Source organism: Bacillus cereus group sp. MYBK79-1 (genome assembly GCF_051915365.1).
Taxonomy (GTDB): domain Bacteria; phylum Bacillota; class Bacilli; order Bacillales; family Bacillaceae_G; genus Bacillus_A.
This window is the reverse complement of sequence record NZ_JBQAEO010000020.1, coordinates 53,468-71,194: the sequence shown is the minus strand read 5'-3', so window position 1 is coordinate 71,194 and position 17,727 is coordinate 53,468. Positions and strand designations below refer to the sequence as shown.

Genomic DNA, 17,727 nt, shown 5'->3' with positions numbered 1-17,727 from the left:
TGTAATACTTGCTCTTTCATTTTGCATTCTCCTCTCTTTTTCTCTTTTGTTACAAAACTTCTATTATACTAATACGCTTGATAGAAATACGATTAATGCTGTTAATACTACCGCTCCACTTGCTGATCCTACGAAGTCACCTTTTGTTACTTGTAATACTTGCTCTTTCATTTTGCATTCTCCTCTCTTTTTCTCTTTTGTTACAAAACTTCTATTATACTAATACGCTTGATAGAAATACGATTAATGCTGTTAATACTACTGCTCCACTTGCTGATCCTACGAAGTCACCTTTTGTTACTTGTAATACTTGCTCTTTCATTTTATGTATCCTCCTCTTTAATAAGTTATCTATATGTAATTTCTAAGAAATGTTTATTTCATAGTTTTTATGTTAGCGTTACATTAAATTTAATAACGTAACGTTTGTAACATTAATGTAACATAACTATTGTTACGTTGCAATATAATTACGTAAATTTTATTACACTTTTTTTATGAACACCCTTGAAAACCTTGTTTTAATGCACTTTCTACTAAGTTCATATTTGTAACGTTATTGTAATATTACAGTCATATAACGAAATATACCCATACTCCCCCTACTTTTGTTACGAATTAAAGTGCATATTGGAATGAATACGTTGGAGTCTATCAAATTTTCACTAACGATTTATTCGAGATAAAGTGAAACTTTAATTAGTGGGGGGCTTCATCCCCCCACTGATTATTAGTTGAACCAATCGGACTTTTATGGGCAGTTGCCCCCCCACCTAAATTCTTTGCTTTCGCTGAATTTTGAGGTGGGGGTCTTACTGCCCATTAAAGCCGGATAAAATACCATCTTTCCAAGATAAGTTTATATGTTTCCTCCATATAACTATGTATAATAAAAGCAAAGAGGTGGTCATTTTGAAATTAATCGCATTAGATATGGATGGTACACTACTATCATCTAATCTTGAAATCTCCAAAGAGAACTTACAAGCTATCCAAACTGCAAAAGAGGCTGGCCATATAGTCATGATTTGTTCTGGTCGTGCAAAAGAGGATGCTTTAAAATTATTGGAAGAATATAAACTATCTCTTCCAGTTGGAGCAAGCAATGGGGCAATTGTTTATGTGGATGGAAAAGTAATTAACTCGCGTTGTTTACAAAACGATAAAGTATACAAGCTTGCAAAATTACTAGAATCTGAAGGTTTTCCTTATAAGCTATATACGAATAAAGGAGTTTATTCTCCGTATACATGGCAAGATCAAGTCATGCAAGCGTTCGAAGAGAACAAGCATGCACTAGATGTTACACTCGAGGAACTTGAGAGAATTACAGAAAAACAAAAGAAATCAAACTTAATTACTGATTTCCAAAAAATAGAAGATGTTGTAAATAATCCAGAATTAGAGATATCTAAATTCTTCATTTTGACATTTAATGCAGCGCATCGTGCACAGCTATTAAGTACGTTACAAGAAGACACTGATATTTCAGTTACAGCATCAGCTCCTACTAATGTAGAAATTATGGATAAGCATGGTCATAAAGGGAACGGTCTACAAGAAATGGCTGCTTATTTCAATATACCAATTGAAGATACTATTGCAATCGGGGACAACTTTAATGATGTGCCGATGTTACAAGTAGCTGGCTTATCAGTTGCGATGGGAAATGCTGAGGAAGATGTAAAAAAACTATGTGATGTTGTAACATTAACAAACAATGAACATGGTGTTGCTCATGCAATCGAGCAATTTGTATTAAAACAAACTTCATCTAGTAAATAAAAAAAAGACTCTTTCCATTTGAAAGAGTCCTTTTTTTATACATGATGACAAGCAACAAAATGCTCCTCACCAACATTACGGAATTCTGGTACCGTTTGTTTACAAATATCTGTTGCAAACGGGCAACGTGTATGAAAACGACAACCCGAAGGTGGATTTGCTGGACTTGGAATGTCACCCTCTAGTATAATTCTCTCTCGCTTCACTGTTGGATCTGGTATTGGCACAGCCGATAACAATGCTTTTGTATACGGATGAAGTGGGTTCGTAAATAACTCATCACGCGGCGCTGTTTCCACAATCGTTCCTAAGTACATAATCCCAATTTTCGTACATAAGTGCTCTACCACGCTTAAATCATGTGAAATGAACAAATAGGATAATCCCTTTTTCTCCTGTAACTCACTAAATAAGTTAATGATTTGTGCTTGAATAGATACATCTAGTGCTGCCACAGGTTCGTCAGCTACAATGAATTCCGGGTTTAATACCATAGCTCTTGCGATAACGATACGCTGACGTTGTCCACCAGAAAACTCATGAGGGTACCGGTCAATATGATATGGGGCTAAGCCACATAACTCTAATACTTCTATCACTTTTTCACGAACATTTTCCTTCGTCGCTAGTCCGTGAGCCAACATCGGCTCACCAAGTGCTTCTCCAATTCTCATTCTCGGATTTAATGAGCTAAATGGATCTTGAAACACAAGCTGCATATTAGGACGATGTTTTCTCAATTCCTCTTTTGATAGAGAATAAACATCCTTTCCTTTAAACTTCACTTCCCCCTCCGTTTTTTTGACGAGACGTAAAATTGTTTTTCCTATCGTCGTTTTTCCACTTCCTGATTCACCAACGAGGCCGAACACTTCACCTTTATTAATAGTAAAACTTACTCCATCAACTGCCTTTACATGTCCAACCGTTCTACTAAATATGCCGCCTTTAATTGGAAAATATGTTTTTAAGTTTTTTACTTCTAATAATGGTTCACTCATTGTTCTGCACGCTCCTCATATAACCAGCAAGCTACTTTATGATTCTCATCACGTACATTCAGATTTGGTGCTTCTTCTTTACATATTTCCATACAATGCTCACAACGACCGCTAAAGTAGCAAAATTCATCCAAACCGACTAAATTAGGAACTTGCCCTGGAATAGAATATAGTTTATCTATTCGTTTTCCCATCACTGGTTTTGATTTCAACAAACCTTTCGTATACGGATGTTTCGGATTTTGGAATATCTCTAATACCGGTGCTTCTTCAATAACTTTCCCGCCATACATAACGACAACGTAATCAGCCATTTCTGCTACAACACCTAAATCATGTGTAATTAATAAAATGGATGTTTTAAACTCCTCTTTTACTTGTCTTAATAAGTCTAATATTTGAGCTTGAATCGTAACATCAAGAGCCGTTGTCGGTTCATCAGCAATTAATAACTTAGGATTACAACTAAGTGCAACAGCAATCATAATACGTTGTAACATCCCACCGCTCAGTTCGTGCGGATAAGAATGGACAATTTCATCCGCACGAGCTATGCCGACTTTACGAATTAACTCAATTGCTTTCTTATACGCTTCGTTTTTACTAAGTAATTCATGCTCTCTTAACGTCTCTACAATTTGTTCCCCTACAGTGAAGACCGGATTCAGCGATGTCATCGGTTCTTGGAAAATCATCGCAATATCATTGCCTCGTAAACTACGAAGCTCTTTCTCTTTCATTCCTAAAAGACTTTTTCCTTCATATAAAATATCTCCACCTACTACACTTCCTGATTCAGCAATAAGCCCCATAATAGATAAAGCTGTTACACTTTTCCCGCAACCTGATTCGCCTACAACACAAACCGTTTCACCTTCTCGAACTGTAAAACTAACATGATTTACAGCCTTTACTGTTCCTTCTTCTGTCTGAAAATGTGTTTGTAAGTCTTTCAGCTCTACTACCGCTTTACTCATACCTTCTCACCTACCGTCTCATCTTTGGATCTAACGCATCACGAAGTGCATCACCAAGTAAGTTAATTGATACAACTGTTATAAAGATTGCGAAACCAGGCGGAATCCATAGCCACGGACGCTTTTGGAAATCAATTAATGAGTTCGCTGCGCTAATCATATTCCCCCATGATGGTGTAGGTGGGACGACGCCGAGACCTAAGTAGCTTAGTGCGGACTCCCCTAGAATTGAACCAGCAACACCTAATGTAGATACAACAATTAAAATTGGTAAAACATTAGGGATTAAGTGATATATAATTTTCCGGTAATCTTTTATTCCTAGCACATCAGCAGCTTGCATAAACGCTTGCTCCCTAAGTGATAAAATTTGACCTCTTACAAGACGTGCAAGCCCTGGCCAACCTACCAAACTTAAAATAATCATAATGACATACAGACGATAATCAGACGGTACTTTCCACTCCGATAAAATCGCCCCCATTATAATAAGTAACGGTAATCCTGGCATCGACATTAAAATATCTGCAAGACGCATAATAATATTATCAACGATACCACGATAAAACCCTGCAATAGCTCCTAATACAGCTCCTAGTATCACTGATAAAACCATTGAAGCTAATCCAATCGTTAATGAAATACGTCCCGCTTGCATGAGCCTCGTTAAAATATCTCTTCCTAACTGATCTGTACCAAGCCAATGAGAGAAACTAGGTGGTTTGTTAATTAGTGCAACTTGTATTTTCCCTGATGCATATGGCGAAAAAAACGGTCCAATAAAACAAAATACAAACATAAAAATTAATGCATACAACCCTACTAGTGCCATCTTATTTTTCTTTATCTTTTTAAGAGCTTGTCGCCATGGTGATGATTCATTTTTTCTCTTTTTTCCTTTTTTCTCTGTAATCGCTGTAACAGTTTCCATCTCATTCCCCCCTTACTTCAACCGAATACGTGGATCAACAACTGCATATACAATGTCTGCGAAAAAGTTCGATACGATTGTTAAACAAGAAAGAAACATCGTAAATGCCATTAACACTGTATAATCACGGAAATTAAGTGCCTCTAATTGAACATTACCGATACCTGGCCAATTAAAAATTTGTTCAATAATAATGGCTCCTGAAAATAAACCGGGTAATTCAAATGCTAATAAAGTAATTGCCGGTAAAATTGCATTTTTTAATGCATGCTTATAAATAACAGTCTTTTCCTTTAAACCTTTTGCTCGTGCTGTTCGTATGTAATCTTGTCTCACAACCTCTAACATGCTCGTTCTAAAATAACGAGTCAATGAACCTACTCCAAGAAGAGTCAAAATAAATACTGGTAACACCATATGTTTTGCAACTTCTATCACATAAGCAAACCCAGTGGAATTACTACCAACATCAATCATTCCACCTATCGGTAATAACTTAAAGTCAACCGCGAACACTTTAATTAAAAACAAACCGATAAAGAAGGAAGGGAATGACATCGCTGCAAAGACACCAATCGTTACAAGCTTATCGAATAAAGAATGTTGCTTTGTAGCTGAAAATACACCGATAATAAGTGCAATTAACCAAATAAAAAACAATGCAATAATGGCTACACTAAACGAATTCCAAATAAACTTATTTAATAATGACGTTACAGGTTCTTGATACTGCAGCGAAAAACCAAAATCCCCTTGCAACGCATTACCTAACCAATGAAAATAACGCTCAACAATTGGTTTGTTCAATCCATACAATTCCCTAAGCTCAGCTGCTCTTTCCGGTGTAATCTTTGGATTTGAATCAATATAATCACCCGGAAGAAGTGCGAACAGGAAGAAGATAATAATTGATGTTCCAAACAGTGTCGGAATCATTTGTAGCAACCTACGAACGATATATGTTTTCACCCTTTTTCTCTCCAATCTAATGCTTAAAATAGAAGAACATTTTTTCAAATCGGCACATTTCTAACCGAATGAAAAAATGTCTTCTGTTTATACATTCTTCTCGTTATTTTTCAAATGATAATACTGGTAAGTTTGCGCTAATACTATTGTATTTTTCAGGGTCAACTCCTTTTATATTCCCGTTATAACCAGTAATTGTTCTGCGATAGTTTAATAGAATTACTGGCGGATCATCACTTAACTCTTTATAAAGTTCTTTATAGATTGGTTTACGTTTTTCAATATCTACCGTTTCAATACCTTTTTGAATTAACTCATCTACTTTTGAATTTTTATAACCAAGACTCTTCTCATTGGCACTAGATAAATATTCACCAGCTGTTTCACTCGGGTCACTTGTAATTGGTGTCGAAACAGAAGCCAAATCATAATCACCTTTGTTAACTTTTGAAAGCATTGTATTAAAGTCCATGAATTCAGGGTTAAATTCTACACCTATCTCTTTATAATTCTCTTTCGCAATTGGAATTAATAAATCACTATCTTTAGCCGAACTTGGACCGAAATAAGAAAGTTTTAATTTTTGACCATCTTTTTCCCGGATTCCATCCGAACCAACTTTCCACCCTGCTTCATCTAGTAACTTTTTCGCTTTTTCTTTGTCATACTCATATTTATTAACGCCTTCTTCTGTGTAAGCCCAAGAAGTCGGATGAATTGGTACATTCGCTACCGTACCGTATCCTTTGTATGCTGTATCAACATATTTTTTACGATCTAATCCGTAGATAAGTGCTTGGCGAACCTTTTTATCCTTTAAGTACGGCTTATTATGATTCATATAAACATAACTAAATGATGGTGCTGTTTCGATTTGGATATTTGCGAATTCTAAAGCCTTAGCCTGTTCAAGAACTTCGTCACCAGTACCTAAGCCAGTGTGGTCAACCTCACCTGTTTGGAATAACTGAAGCTTCGTATCGCCAGAAGTAATTTTATAAATGAAGTTTTGAATTTTTGGTTTACCTGCATAGTAATTTTCATTTGCTACAAAACGAACTTCTTGACCTGGAATATACTTTTCAAATTTATATGGACCCGCAGCTAGTGGTTTGCCATATAAATCTTTTAAGTAATCTAAACTTGTATTTTGTTTGTAATCTTTTCCGTAATAAGCTTTTGATAGTACTGTGCTACCAAAAACAAATATAGCTTGTGAATTAACCTTTTCAGTCGTAATTTTTATTGTTTGTGGATCGACAACTTGAATACCTTCAATTGAAGTTGCTTTTCCTTCTTTATATTCTTTACCACCTTTAACTGCATATTGAGAGATGTCCACTTCGCCTTCATATGCCTTATCGTGTAAAAGTGTCAACGTGAACGCTACATCATCCGCTGTTAATGGCGAGCCATCGCTAAATTTCAAATCTTTACGTAAATGGAATGTATATGTTAACTGATCAGAAGAAACGTCCCACTTCTCAGCTAATTCTGGAATTGGTTTCCCTTGTTTATCGGTTGATATGAGAGATGCAAAAATAACTGAAGTTACGTTTCCATCCCAACCATTTTGTTGGAAATATGGTAAAAATACGCCCCCTGGTTTGTTAATCCCAACTACTAACGTATCTTTTCTATTCTTCGCTTTATCTGGCACTTTCGTTTTATCTGTCGCAGCGATCTTTTCAATTTTTATATTTTTTAAATCTTGTTGTTTAACCGGTTCTGTAGAAGCCGTCTCCTCCTGTCCCCCACAAGCGGATAAAACAAGCGAACTACTCAGTAATACCGAAAATACACCAGCCCATTTTTTCGTCTTTGTCTTCATTGTCCCCACCCTAACTGTTTAATAGTTATACCCTTTGAACTTATTAGCCTATGTATGCCTCCCACAGCACATTTATAGCCAATCGGAAAAGTCGGTTTTAACCGTAAAAAAATAGATGTTTTTGAGGGGTAACAATCCTATTCCGACCTTTCCGGTAGACTTTATGGTTATTAGCTTATATCTTCCGTTATATTTTGTCAATTCTTTCTAAATAAATATTTTGATAATTTCTTCAAAATTATTGTTCTATCTTTAATTTAGGTAAACTTAATAAAATGCCGTTATAGTTATCTTCTTGTAATCCTTGAATTCGTGCGTTATGCGCAGACACCACTTTGCTATTATTTAAGAAGATTACAGGCGGGTCTTCGCTTAACTCTTGATATAACTTTTTATAAATTTCTTTTCGCTTTTCAATATCCAACGTTTCTAATGCTTGCTTAGCTAATTCATCTACTTTCGGATTATAGTATCCATCATAATTTCGTTTACTTGTTGAAACAAACTCTTCAATCGTTCCACTCGGATCATCAATCATTGGCGTAGATACCATCGCTAAATCATAATCACCTTTTATCACTTTTGAAATCATCGTATTAAAGTCCATATATTCTGGGTTAAACTCTACACCAAGCTTTTTATAATCTTCTTTCATCACAGGAATCATTACATCATTTATTTTACTTGCTGATGAGGCAAAATAACTTACTTTCAATTTTTGTCCATCTTTTTCACGAATTCCATCCGAACCCGCTTTCCATCCAGCCTCATCCAGTAATTTCTTCGCCTTCTCTAAATTATAATCATATTTATTAATGCCCTCTTCTGTATACGCCCATGAAACTGGCGTAATCGGTACATTAACGAGTGACGCATATCCTTGGAAATACGTATCAATAACCTTTTGACGCTCTAATCCGTAAATAAACGCTTGGCGGACACGTTTATCTTTAAAGTATGCCTTCTTATAATTCATTTTAATGTAGCCATAAGAGCTTCCTGTATACACATTAATATTAGCAAAACCCAAATCCTTTAATTGTTCAATCGTCTCCAAGTTTGTCGTAAAACCATCATAATCTACTTCTCCTGCTTGAAATTGTTGTAGCTTCGTATCACCTTTTGTAATTTTATAAATAAAATGCTCAATCTTCGGTTTTCCTTCAAAATAATTTTCATTTGCTACAAATCGAACTTCTTGACCAGGAATATATTTATCTAACTTATAAGCTCCTGCTCCCACCGGCTTCCCATACAACTCTTTTAAATACTCCAAGTGTCCTTGTTTATACTCTTTCCCGTAATAAGCTTTAGATATAACTTCTCCACCAATTAATGATAATGTTTGAGCATTTACCTTTTCAGTCGTAATCGTAATTGTTTTCGGGTCAATGACTTGAATCCCCTCAATAGAATTTGCTTTTCCTTCTTTATATGCTTGCCCACCTTTTATTACTGTTTGGCTTATATCAGTCGCACCACTATAAGTAGGATCATGTAATAACGTTAACGTAAATGCTACATCCTCCGCAGTTAACAGTGAACCATCACTAAACTTTAAATCATCTTTCAAATGAAACGTATATGTAAGCTGATCCTCCGAAATATCCCACTTCTTCGCCAAAATAGGAATTGGTTTCCCTTCCTTATCCATTCCAACAAGAGGCGCAAATATAGCTTGCGTTATATTACCATCCCATCCATTCTCCATAAAGTGCGGAAGGAATATCCCTCCAGGACTCGGCATTCCAACTACAAAAGTATCTTTTCTCTCTTTTACTTTCGAAGGACTTTTTGATTTATCACTTGCCTTAATAAATTCATCTTTTACTTTTGGTACGTTCCCAGATTCATTTGTACTTGCTTCCTCTTGACCACATCCGGCTAGTAATACTGATACACTAAGAAATGTGGCAAGTACTCCTTTAAAAACATTTTTCATCGCACTCTCACCTTTACCTTCCTGATTTTTAACAATGTAGGAACATAGACCTCCTTCCTGTAACTATCTTTATTTTTCCTATAAAAATAGTATGAATTAATTTCAAGATTATTCCTTTCCTTTAAACATGTCAATTGTTCTCTTTTATTTCGTATTAAAAAATTAAAAATTCACTTCTATTCGTTCCGTATGAAACATAGAATACTAATAACCAACTACCAAAAAGGGGGCGAAAACATGGACAACCTATTCCAATACGTCCTGCACTACGTATTATTAACAATTATGATAGTCGGGGCTCTATTACTATTCCCATTCTTCCCAAAGTTCGTCCTCTTTTTAGCTTTTTTTATTATGCTCGGGATCGCTATTATCATTTCAACCAGGGAAGATACCACACAAAAAGAAAGCAGAGTTCAGCGTGTAAAGCTGTAACTCTGTTTTTTTGTTTTCAATCATGGTTCGCTGTTTCACATACTTATGTCTCGGGAAATAAGTAACCGATCCAAAACGCTCCTAATATCATTTATGTTTTACAATCTATGCAAATTACGGAACAAAGATGTATCAAATTTACTGTTTCACGTGAAACACAATTTTCATTTTTCTCTTAAAGTAAAATATCAATATAAAAAAGCGAATTCCTTCAGCAAAACTGAAAGGAATTCGCTTTCTACTTTTTACTCCGCTATATTCTCTAACTCATTATACAGCTCCGCTCGTAACAACTCTTTCTTCATTTTTTCTTCATACAATTGTTCAAGCATTTCAACATCAACTACATGTTCCATCTTACACTCAAGCGTATAGATATCTTCTTCTACATGCATTAACTCTGTTTCAATCTCCACAACATTCCTAACTTCTTTCTTTTTTATAGGAGCTGTTTCAATCCTTTTTCTTCCTTGGCGTTGCTGCTTTATTGCTTGTGTCTCAAGTTTTTCTTCCCACTTTTGACGCGCCCATGCATAGTTCCCTGCAAACTCAAATAATTTACGATCATCAATCCAATACGTCTTTTCAAATAACTTATTTAAAAAATAACGATCATGTGAAACAGCTAGAATCGTCCCATTATATTGCTCAAGAGCTTCTTCTAAAACTTCCCTTGATTCAATGTCGAGATGGTTTGTCGGCTCATCTAAAATTAAAAAATTGATATCTTGATACATAAGTTGCGCAAGCCTTAATCTCATTTTTTCTCCACCGCTCAGTTGCGTTACTTTCTTAAACACCGCTGGACCATAAAATAAAAACTTAGCTAATATATGTCTCGCTTCTCCCTCTGTTACAGCTACATATTCCCTAAAAGCTTCTAATACATTACTCTTCACATTTCCGTACGCATGCTGTGATAAATAACCGATTTTCACACTGCTACCAATTCGAATTTCACCAGCGTCTGGTTCTATTTCTTCTAATAATAATTTTAGTAGCGTTGTCTTTCCTGTACCATTACGACCGACAATCGCCGCACGCTCTTGAAAACGAACATGTAAATTCGCTTCGTTAAATAAAGGATGGTCAGCAAACCCTTTACTCACTTCTTTCATTACAACAACATCTTTTCCACTTCTCTCTTGCCCTTCAAACTGAAGTCCCATTTGTTTTCGTTCTAAAATAGGTTTCTTTAGTTTCTCCATACGTTCCAGTGCGCGTTCCATACTTCTCGCTCTCTTATGCAATCCTTCATTCGGAGGATTCGCCTGATTTGCCCATTCACGTAGTCGCTTAATTGCTTCTTTCATTTTCTTGATTTTCTTTTGCTGTTCTTGATAAGCCTGGAACTCCTGAAGCAATCGTTCTTCCTTTTCCTCAACAAACTGAGAATAGTTTGTATGATACACGTGAATCTCTCCATCTTCTAAATCAAAAATCTTCGTTACAACTTCATCAAGGAAATAACGATCATGTGAAATGACCATAACCGTTCCATTGTATTCTTTTAAAAATTGCTCTAGCCATTCTACGGCGAATAAATCTAAATGATTGGTTGGTTCATCTAATAAAAGTAAATCTGGTTTCTGCAATAGCATGTATGCAAGGCTTACCTTTGTTTGTTCCCCACCACTTAACTCCAGAAATGATCGAGGAAATAGTTCTGTCACCTGTAGACCATTTGCTACCTTCATCAAATTCGCTTCTATTTCATAACCACCAAGGAACGCAAACTTTTCTTGAATTACTCCGTATCTCTCCATTAATTTTTGTAAAGCAGACGGTTCTCGTTCTTCCGCCATATTTTTTTCTAAAGTACGCATTTCTCTTTCTAATTCCTTTTCTGCTTTAAAAGCCGAACTCAATGCATCATATACAGTCATATCCTCATCAAATTTCGGAATTTGTGCCACATGACCAATACGTGTACCTTTCTTCATATGAATGGCTCCTGCATCTAAACTTTCCATTCCAGTTAGCAGCTGAAAGATTGTTGTCTTCCCACTACCGTTACGACCAACTAATCCAACACGTTCACCATTCTTTACTTCAAGCGATATATTTTCAAATATGATGTTTCCACCAAAAGATTTCGTTACATTATTTACACTACAAATTGTCATTTTCCGTACTCCTTTCAATATAAAAAACCATGGGAAAGAAACATTCCCCATGGTTTTCGACATAGAAAAAGGAAGCCAAATAGCTCCCTTTTCACACGTTTATTAAAAATGGGTGAAGAGATTTCTATCGTTCAATAGCTACTATGCAATTGTTAAAAAAGGACAGACGTATCCCGTTAACAACTACATCATGAAAAATCGCACGACAAAAATAGATAAAATCTAAAAATTTGGCACGTGCAGCTAAAGAACGTTTCATCTCATTCACCTCTTTCGTACGGAATTTAATACTTACTTCTTTATTATACTTTCCCATTTCATGTTTGAATAGTCATTTTTCTGAAAATAATGAAGATAGACTAAACATTTCAATAAGTGACATCAAATCTTACAAAACTGTTATGTTCACGTAATGGAAAGCGATAGTACGAAAAGATGCCTCCCTATACAATAAAGATGTAAACAAGAGCGACAACAAAAGGAGGAAACAAACATGATGAAAGAAATCGTAAAAGCAATCTTTGAGGTATTAGTGAACGGACAAGCAGTTGTAAAAGAACTAAACGAACTATAAAAAGGAGTGAAAGAATATGATGAACATGGTAAAAATGATTTTACACGCTCTAGTTGATGCAAAAGCAGTTAGCCAAGAATTAAACCAACAATAAAAAAGGGGTCCATGAATATGAAGAAAGCCATTATTGTAATCGCCAGTACAGCAATTGCCTTATACACAATAAAAAATAGAGAAAAGAAGCAAAATAAAAACGATCTATATTATCCATACACATTATTAAAGAAAAAGTAAAAGACAAGGTACCCTATCTTAATGAGGATATCTTGTCTTTTATTTTTCCTATTCCCTTTAAAGGATTTTCTTCTCCTTTTCCCGAATGTATTAAGCGGGATTTTTACACATATTTTAAAGGGGCATATATACAAATGGATACACAACAACTATACTTTTTAAACGACATCGGCAAACAAAAACCAGAAAGCATTCGAAATAGAAGCGCTGCATGTCCTTTTTGTGACAGAGAAAATTTGACGGATATTTTAGCAACTGAAGACTCAATTATTTGGCTAAAAAACAAATTTCCTACATTAAAAGATACACTTCAAACAGTGCTAATCGAAACAGATAATTGTGAAGACCATATTGCGACATATACAGAAGAACATATGAGATCGCTAATTCGTTTCTCCATTCAACATTGGTTAGACTTACAGAAAAATGAAGAATTCACATCTGTGATTTTATACAAAAATCATGGTCCATTCTCAGGCGGGAGTTTGCATCATGCACACATGCAAATTATCGGAATGAAATATGTAGACTATCTCGGTAACGTAGAACCGGACAACTTCCGAGGAGTCATTGTACAAAAAAACGAACGCATTGAACTCAATATTTCAGATCGTCCTATTATCGGTTTTACTGAATTTAATATCATCATTGAAGATGTTAAATTCATAGATGAACTAGCAAATTATATTCAGCAAACTGTACGTTACATACTGACAGATTTCCATAAAGGATGTAGTAGTTATAACTTATTCTTCTATTACTTCAACGGAAAAATCATTTGTAAAGTTGTTCCTAGGTTTGTCGTTTCCCCATTGTATGTAGGATATAAAATACCGCAAGTTTCCACAAAACTAGAAGAGGTGAAAATACAACTAGCGCGGTATTTCATGCGAGAAAAGGATGAATTTATTCATAAAAAAACAGAGTAGGTATAGAAAACCTACTCTTTGATTACACCTTTATTTCGATAGTATACATCTTCTAATCCGATGTTATACTTCATGTTATTATCCGTCCACTCTGGACCCAGATTACCTGGCCATCCAGATGTATTTGCTATATATTTTAGTAATGCAAAATCAGTCAAACCTTTTTGCACCCCGCGCTTATACCCTTTCATTAAATGCGGCATTGCAATTTGTGCATTTGTACGCGGATCTTTCAACTCTTCATCAGTTAAATGATCTGGTGCAAGTCCGCCACCACGGTGCAATTGAAACAATCCGAATGAAGTTCCGTTATCTCCAACACTTCTTGGATTTAACCGGCTTTCATGTTCGGCAATTGTAAGAGGTATCCATTCTGGAAGATTGACTTTCTTTGCTTCCTCTATAATAATTTGTTTCACCTGCTTTGCTTCTTCTGAATCAACATAGCTTGCCTCATTCGCTAACTTGTCCATTCCCTCAGACTTTCCTTGGAAATATAAGTACACCCCAAGAACAACTAAAAATCCTACAAAGAATTTCTTCACTACCTCTACCTCTTTCTTCGCTGAAATTTGTCCCCTTTCAGCCTTCCCTTTACAATTACCTACACTTTAGCATTCTCTTACTCTTTCATCATAGCAAATAACTATACATATTATCATCATGCTTTAGACCGATTTTGTGAAAAAACAGCTGGTAAATACGTGTAAAAATGTAACCTTCATAGACTATAACTTGTTTCTTGTATATAATTGTAAATTGAACTCTACATATAGAATAGGAGAAAACAAAATGAAAAAGTGCATAATACTCTTGTTCAGTATTTTACTTCTTATCCCTATCCACACCTCTGCACAAACGTCATCAAAACCAAAAGTACTTGTTTTATATAGTACAAAAGACGATCAAATTACAAGTAATATTCAAATCCTTAATACTCAATTAGGCCATTTTACAAACGATATAACTACGAAAAGTTTGAAAAAGGCTAATGAAAGTATTAATTCATCTTCTTATACACATATTGTCTATATCGGTGAACAAAAGGCAGAGTTTCCTACTGAAGCAAAACAACTGATAGAAAATTTCTCAGGCCCAGTATTAGTTCTGGGACAAAATGTTGAACAATTATCTAATCGCTTTTCTTTCATTACTCTAAAGGATAATGAGATACAAGTTAATAAAATCGAATATCCAATTAATAAACTAAAAAATACTTTAGAAGAAGAACGATTGATTCAATCTTTTGATACAAACGGAACTGTTCTTGCTAACGCTGTAAGCTCAAATAGCAAAAACCCACTAATCGTTCAGCATGAAACAACTTATTACGTAGCAACGCCACATCTCTTTGATTGGATGTCTCATTACGTCGGTGAAATGTTATTTTCTTACTTCGGACAAAAGCCAACGACAAATAAAGTAGAGGCTTATTTACGTCTTGAGGACGTTCATCCGGCCGCAAATATAAATCAATTAAAAGAAATTGCTGAATTACTAAAAGAGAAAAAAATTCCTTACATGATCACTGTTATTCCTGTATATACCGATCCAGAGACAGGTAAAACACTGCATTTAAAAGATAAACCCGAACTAGTCGATCTTTTACGCTCTATGCAAAAGGATGGTGCAGCAATTGTTATGCACGGTTATACGCATCAATTTTATGATAGTGAAACTGGGGAAGGTTTTGAATTTTGGGACGTAAAAACAGATCAACCAATTCGTCAACCGAAGCATGAAAAACCAAAAACAAAAGATGACTTTCCTAATATCGAAGCATATAATGCATACGTAAAAAAAGGGAAAGAATTTGAAGAAAAATATACGACTGATCATATTGAAAAAGGTATTCAAGAACTCGTAGATGCCAAACTATATCCTGTCGCATTTGAAGCACCTCATTACACGATGTCTCAAAAAGGATATGAAATATTATCAAGGTACTTTTCGACTTATGTAGGACAACTACAGTTAAGTGATACAACTTGGAAATCCATGCACTCTCCAGCATACAGAAGTACACCATCATTCTTACATGGAATGAAATTAATGCCTGAAACAGTTGGCTTTATTGAAGAAGATAAGCCACAAGCTATTGCAAAGATGAAAGCAAATGCTGTATCTGTTGCTAAATTATCCGATGGAGTTATTGGTGCATTCTATCATCCTTACTTAGGTGTGAAACCATTAAAAGAAGTATTAAAGGATCTAGAAAGCATTCCAAATATAGAATGGATTGATTTACAAAAAGAAACAAATGAAGTGAAAATGAAAGATATTCATATTACTACTAATACGGACGGCATTCACGTTGAAAAGCCAACAAGCGCAAGCGACGTAATGGATTATGTAAAACAATATGGATTCTTCCTTATACTTGGTTTCTTCATCCTTGTCTTTCTATTATTATTAAGACGTGCAAAAAAATTAGAATCCTAAAATAAAACCATCAAGCAAAATGCTTGGTGGTTTTTTTAACTTAAACCAAAACCCGGCATATAATAGCCCATTGATTATTATCATAAATTATAGAAAATATTAGAAAAAATATCCATAATAAAAAGGACAAGAGTAACACTCCTATCCTTTCAAATAAAATTGAATCGTATTTTCATATATCGTTTTTGCAACCTTATCAACAGACATGTTTTTTATAACACTGATTTCCTTAAGTACCTCTCCAATCATTCTCGGATGCGTCATAACATCTTCTTGAAATTCCCATGGTCCATCTGTTTCTACCATCATATATTCAAGTGGATAATACGAAACGATTTTTCTAATTTTCTCCTTATGTAAAACATCTGGCGTGATAGAAATGTAATAACCGTTCCTCATCATCCGTTTCATTGTTGCTTCACTTCCTTTAAACCAATGAAAGTGTGCACGTGAAACTTTATATTTCTCCAGTAAATCACATACAATATCAGCATCTTCATACACAGCATGCAATATAATTGGTAAATCATATTTACTAGCTAGTTCAACAAATCTTTGTAACACCGATATATACGAATTGATAGCAATGCACTCATCTTCTTTTCTTAAATAATACGGTAAGCCTACTTCACCAATCGCAACTATGTCCTCTACATGATCTTCAATTAATTTATAAATTTGCTCACATTCTTCTTTATAAATCAGTTGCTCTGGATGAAAACCGATTGCTGGATGTACAAAAGGATATCGCTTTGCTAAAGATAAAGTTTCTTTACATGATTGATAATTCATAGATACCGCAATAAGCCCCTTTATCTCTTTACTATTTTCCACATCTTTAAGTAATCTACTTCTCTCTTCATCCTTATATTGGTCAACATGTATATGGCTATCAATCCATTTCATATTTATTCCCCCATAAAAAAAACAAGAAAGGATCTCCCTTCTTGTTTTTTCATCTATATTATTTAACAATTAAGTTTGTTATGATATCAAATAATCCAATACATACTATGGCAACAGTAAAGTAGCTACAGAAATCTTTAATTGGAAACTTCACTACTTCTTCTTTACGCATCCCATTCTTCTCCCTTCTTACTATATCCCTAATTATTTTTATCTATTTGTATCTATTATGCAAAAAATATGACAAATTTACTATCGAATTAACTTACGTAAACCTTACAATGTTGTAAGGTTTACAAAAAGGGCCTCATCTACATACAGATGAGGCTATTAAAAAGTAGTTGGTTTTTCATTCTTCATTAACATTACAAACAGAAAGTAATACAGTGAGACTTTCTAATTACACTATATAAAACTCGTCATCTTTTAACTATCGAATTACATTACAGAAGACTTACATGTTTGTAAGCTATGTGTAATGTAATTCGATAGTTTCTCTTACTTACATCTCATACAATAAAGTTAGCAAGTAAGCCAAATAAGAAGAACACTCACATAACCAAATTACATTGCTAGTAGCTACTCTTCTTATACCTTTCACTCATGCTACTACAATGTACCCCCTTCCCCTTTATATAATAAAAA

17 protein-coding genes are annotated in these 17,727 nt (G+C 34.8%); 5 read left to right on the top strand and 12 right to left on the bottom strand.

Translation table 11 applies throughout. The features are described 5' to 3' along the window. Positions 1–63: 63 nt before the first annotated feature. Both ACTFOB_RS23340 and ACTFOB_RS23335 read right to left on the bottom strand, forming a co-directional pair. Complete coding sequence (locus ACTFOB_RS23340) at positions 64–171, bottom strand: DUF3948 family protein (protein WP_000664237.1); 108 nt, start codon at positions 169–171, stop codon at positions 64–66. 43 nt (positions 172–214) lie between these two features. After that, positions 215–322: a DUF3948 family protein gene (locus tag ACTFOB_RS23335; RefSeq protein WP_000664237.1), complete on the bottom strand. Its 108-nt coding sequence runs from the start codon at positions 320–322 to the stop codon at positions 215–217. A 590-nt stretch (positions 323–912) separates the two neighbouring features. Between ACTFOB_RS23335 and ACTFOB_RS23330 the strand changes: the two genes are divergently transcribed. Next, on the top strand, positions 913–1,785 hold the full coding sequence (locus ACTFOB_RS23330) for a Cof-type HAD-IIB family hydrolase (protein WP_151635520.1): 873 nt from the start codon (positions 913–915) through the stop codon (positions 1,783–1,785). Between the two features lie 35 nt (positions 1,786–1,820). Here ACTFOB_RS23330 and ACTFOB_RS23325 read toward each other — a convergent pair whose 3' ends face one another. The 6 genes from ACTFOB_RS23325 to ACTFOB_RS23300 all read right to left on the bottom strand — a co-directional run bounded on the left by ACTFOB_RS23325 (position 1,821) and on the right by ACTFOB_RS23300 (position 9,436). Then, a complete protein-coding gene (locus ACTFOB_RS23325) occupies positions 1,821–2,786 on the bottom strand; it encodes an ABC transporter ATP-binding protein (RefSeq protein ID WP_440029235.1) in 966 nt (321 codons plus the stop codon). Further along, the gene (locus ACTFOB_RS23320) at positions 2,783–3,763 is read right to left on the bottom strand and encodes an ABC transporter ATP-binding protein (RefSeq protein ID WP_440029237.1); all 981 of its coding nucleotides are present in this window, start codon (positions 3,761–3,763) and stop codon (positions 2,783–2,785) included. Before ACTFOB_RS23320 ends, ACTFOB_RS23325 begins: the two co-directional genes overlap by 4 nt. 10 nt (positions 3,764–3,773) lie before the next feature. Beyond that, on the bottom strand, positions 3,774–4,694 hold the full coding sequence (gene opp4C, locus ACTFOB_RS23315) for an oligopeptide ABC transporter permease (protein ID WP_440029239.1): 921 nt from the start codon (positions 4,692–4,694) through the stop codon (positions 3,774–3,776). 12 nt (positions 4,695–4,706) lie between these two features. Continuing rightward, positions 4,707–5,663, bottom strand: coding sequence for an ABC transporter permease (locus tag ACTFOB_RS23310; RefSeq protein ID WP_046199343.1), 957 nt, complete (start codon positions 5,661–5,663; stop codon positions 4,707–4,709). Between the two features lie 103 nt (positions 5,664–5,766). Next, a complete protein-coding gene (locus ACTFOB_RS23305; protein WP_440029241.1) occupies positions 5,767–7,494 on the bottom strand; it encodes an ABC transporter substrate-binding protein in 1,728 nt (575 codons plus the stop codon). 238 nt (positions 7,495–7,732) lie between these two features. Then, positions 7,733–9,436 (bottom strand): ABC transporter substrate-binding protein, encoded by a 1,704-nt coding sequence (locus ACTFOB_RS23300; protein WP_440029243.1) that lies wholly within the window; start codon positions 9,434–9,436, stop codon positions 7,733–7,735. 237 nt (positions 9,437–9,673) lie between these two features. Here ACTFOB_RS23300 and ACTFOB_RS23295 point away from each other — a divergent pair, with 237 nt between their 5' ends. Beyond that, on the top strand, positions 9,674–9,871 hold the full coding sequence (locus ACTFOB_RS23295) for a hypothetical protein (RefSeq protein ID WP_000369259.1): 198 nt from the start codon (positions 9,674–9,676) through the stop codon (positions 9,869–9,871). A gap of 245 nt (positions 9,872–10,116) precedes the next feature. Here the strand turns inward: ACTFOB_RS23295 and abc-f are convergent, their stop codons facing one another. Continuing rightward, complete coding sequence (gene abc-f, locus ACTFOB_RS23290; protein WP_440029247.1) at positions 10,117–11,997, bottom strand: ribosomal protection-like ABC-F family protein; 1,881 nt, start codon at positions 11,995–11,997, stop codon at positions 10,117–10,119. A gap of 124 nt (positions 11,998–12,121) precedes the next feature. Beyond that, complete coding sequence (locus ACTFOB_RS23285; protein WP_000830642.1) at positions 12,122–12,256, bottom strand: RAxF-45 family protein; 135 nt, start codon at positions 12,254–12,256, stop codon at positions 12,122–12,124. A gap of 420 nt (positions 12,257–12,676) precedes the next feature. On the opposite strand from ACTFOB_RS23285, the gene ACTFOB_RS23280 reads away from it, so the two are divergent. Further along, positions 12,677–12,805 carry a spore coat protein B gene (locus ACTFOB_RS23280; protein ID WP_440029248.1) on the top strand — a complete coding sequence of 43 codons (129 nt, stop codon included), beginning with the start codon at positions 12,677–12,679 and terminating at the stop codon, positions 12,803–12,805. A 134-nt stretch (positions 12,806–12,939) separates the two neighbouring features. Further along, the gene (locus ACTFOB_RS23275) at positions 12,940–13,734 is read left to right on the top strand and encodes a DUF4931 domain-containing protein (RefSeq protein WP_440029250.1); all 795 of its coding nucleotides are present in this window, start codon (positions 12,940–12,942) and stop codon (positions 13,732–13,734) included. Between the two features lie 11 nt (positions 13,735–13,745). On the opposite strand, the gene ACTFOB_RS23270 is transcribed toward ACTFOB_RS23275, so the two are convergent. Continuing rightward, complete coding sequence (locus ACTFOB_RS23270; protein WP_440029252.1) at positions 13,746–14,279, bottom strand: transglycosylase SLT domain-containing protein; 534 nt, start codon at positions 14,277–14,279, stop codon at positions 13,746–13,748. A 247-nt stretch (positions 14,280–14,526) separates the two neighbouring features. On the opposite strand from ACTFOB_RS23270, the gene ACTFOB_RS23265 reads away from it, so the two are divergent. Beyond that, a complete protein-coding gene (locus ACTFOB_RS23265) occupies positions 14,527–16,176 on the top strand; it encodes a DUF2334 domain-containing protein (protein WP_440029254.1) in 1,650 nt (549 codons plus the stop codon). Between the two features lie 141 nt (positions 16,177–16,317). Here the strand turns inward: ACTFOB_RS23265 and ACTFOB_RS23260 are convergent, their stop codons facing one another. Further along, positions 16,318–17,082 carry a TatD family hydrolase gene (locus tag ACTFOB_RS23260; protein WP_440029256.1) on the bottom strand — a complete coding sequence of 255 codons (765 nt, stop codon included), beginning with the start codon at positions 17,080–17,082 and terminating at the stop codon, positions 16,318–16,320. Positions 17,083–17,727 lie beyond the last annotated feature (645 nt).

Excerpts from the sequence above, each read along its gene's own strand:
- ACTFOB_RS23320 (WP_440029237.1), bottom strand. The coding sequence starts at position 3,763 with ATGAGTAAAGCGGTAGTAGAGCTGAAAGACTTACAAACACATTTTCAG.
- ACTFOB_RS23275 (WP_440029250.1), top strand. The coding sequence starts at position 12,940 with ATGGATACACAACAACTATACTTTTTAAACGACATCGGCAAACAAAAA.
- ACTFOB_RS23325 (WP_440029235.1), bottom strand. The coding sequence starts at position 2,786 with ATGAGTGAACCATTATTAGAAGTAAAAAACTTAAAAACATATTTTCCA.
- ACTFOB_RS23305 (WP_440029241.1), bottom strand. The coding sequence starts at position 7,494 with ATGAAGACAAAGACGAAAAAATGGGCTGGTGTATTTTCGGTATTACTG.
- ACTFOB_RS23295 (WP_000369259.1), top strand. The coding sequence starts at position 9,674 with ATGGACAACCTATTCCAATACGTCCTGCACTACGTATTATTAACAATT.
- ACTFOB_RS23265 (WP_440029254.1), top strand. The coding sequence starts at position 14,527 with ATGAAAAAGTGCATAATACTCTTGTTCAGTATTTTACTTCTTATCCCT.
- ACTFOB_RS23340 (WP_000664237.1), bottom strand. The coding sequence starts at position 171 with ATGAAAGAGCAAGTATTACAAGTAACAAAAGGTGACTTCGTAGGATCA.
- abc-f (WP_440029247.1), bottom strand. The coding sequence starts at position 11,997 with ATGACAATTTGTAGTGTAAATAATGTAACGAAATCTTTTGGTGGAAAC.
- ACTFOB_RS23260 (WP_440029256.1), bottom strand. The coding sequence starts at position 17,082 with ATGAAATGGATTGATAGCCATATACATGTTGACCAATATAAGGATGAA.
- ACTFOB_RS23280 (WP_440029248.1), top strand. The coding sequence starts at position 12,677 with ATGAATATGAAGAAAGCCATTATTGTAATCGCCAGTACAGCAATTGCC.
- ACTFOB_RS23285 (WP_000830642.1), bottom strand. The coding sequence starts at position 12,256 with ATGAAACGTTCTTTAGCTGCACGTGCCAAATTTTTAGATTTTATCTAT.
- ACTFOB_RS23335 (WP_000664237.1), bottom strand. The coding sequence starts at position 322 with ATGAAAGAGCAAGTATTACAAGTAACAAAAGGTGACTTCGTAGGATCA.
- ACTFOB_RS23300 (WP_440029243.1), bottom strand. The coding sequence starts at position 9,436 with ATGAAAAATGTTTTTAAAGGAGTACTTGCCACATTTCTTAGTGTATCA.
- opp4C (WP_440029239.1), bottom strand. The coding sequence starts at position 4,694 with ATGGAAACTGTTACAGCGATTACAGAGAAAAAAGGAAAAAAGAGAAAA.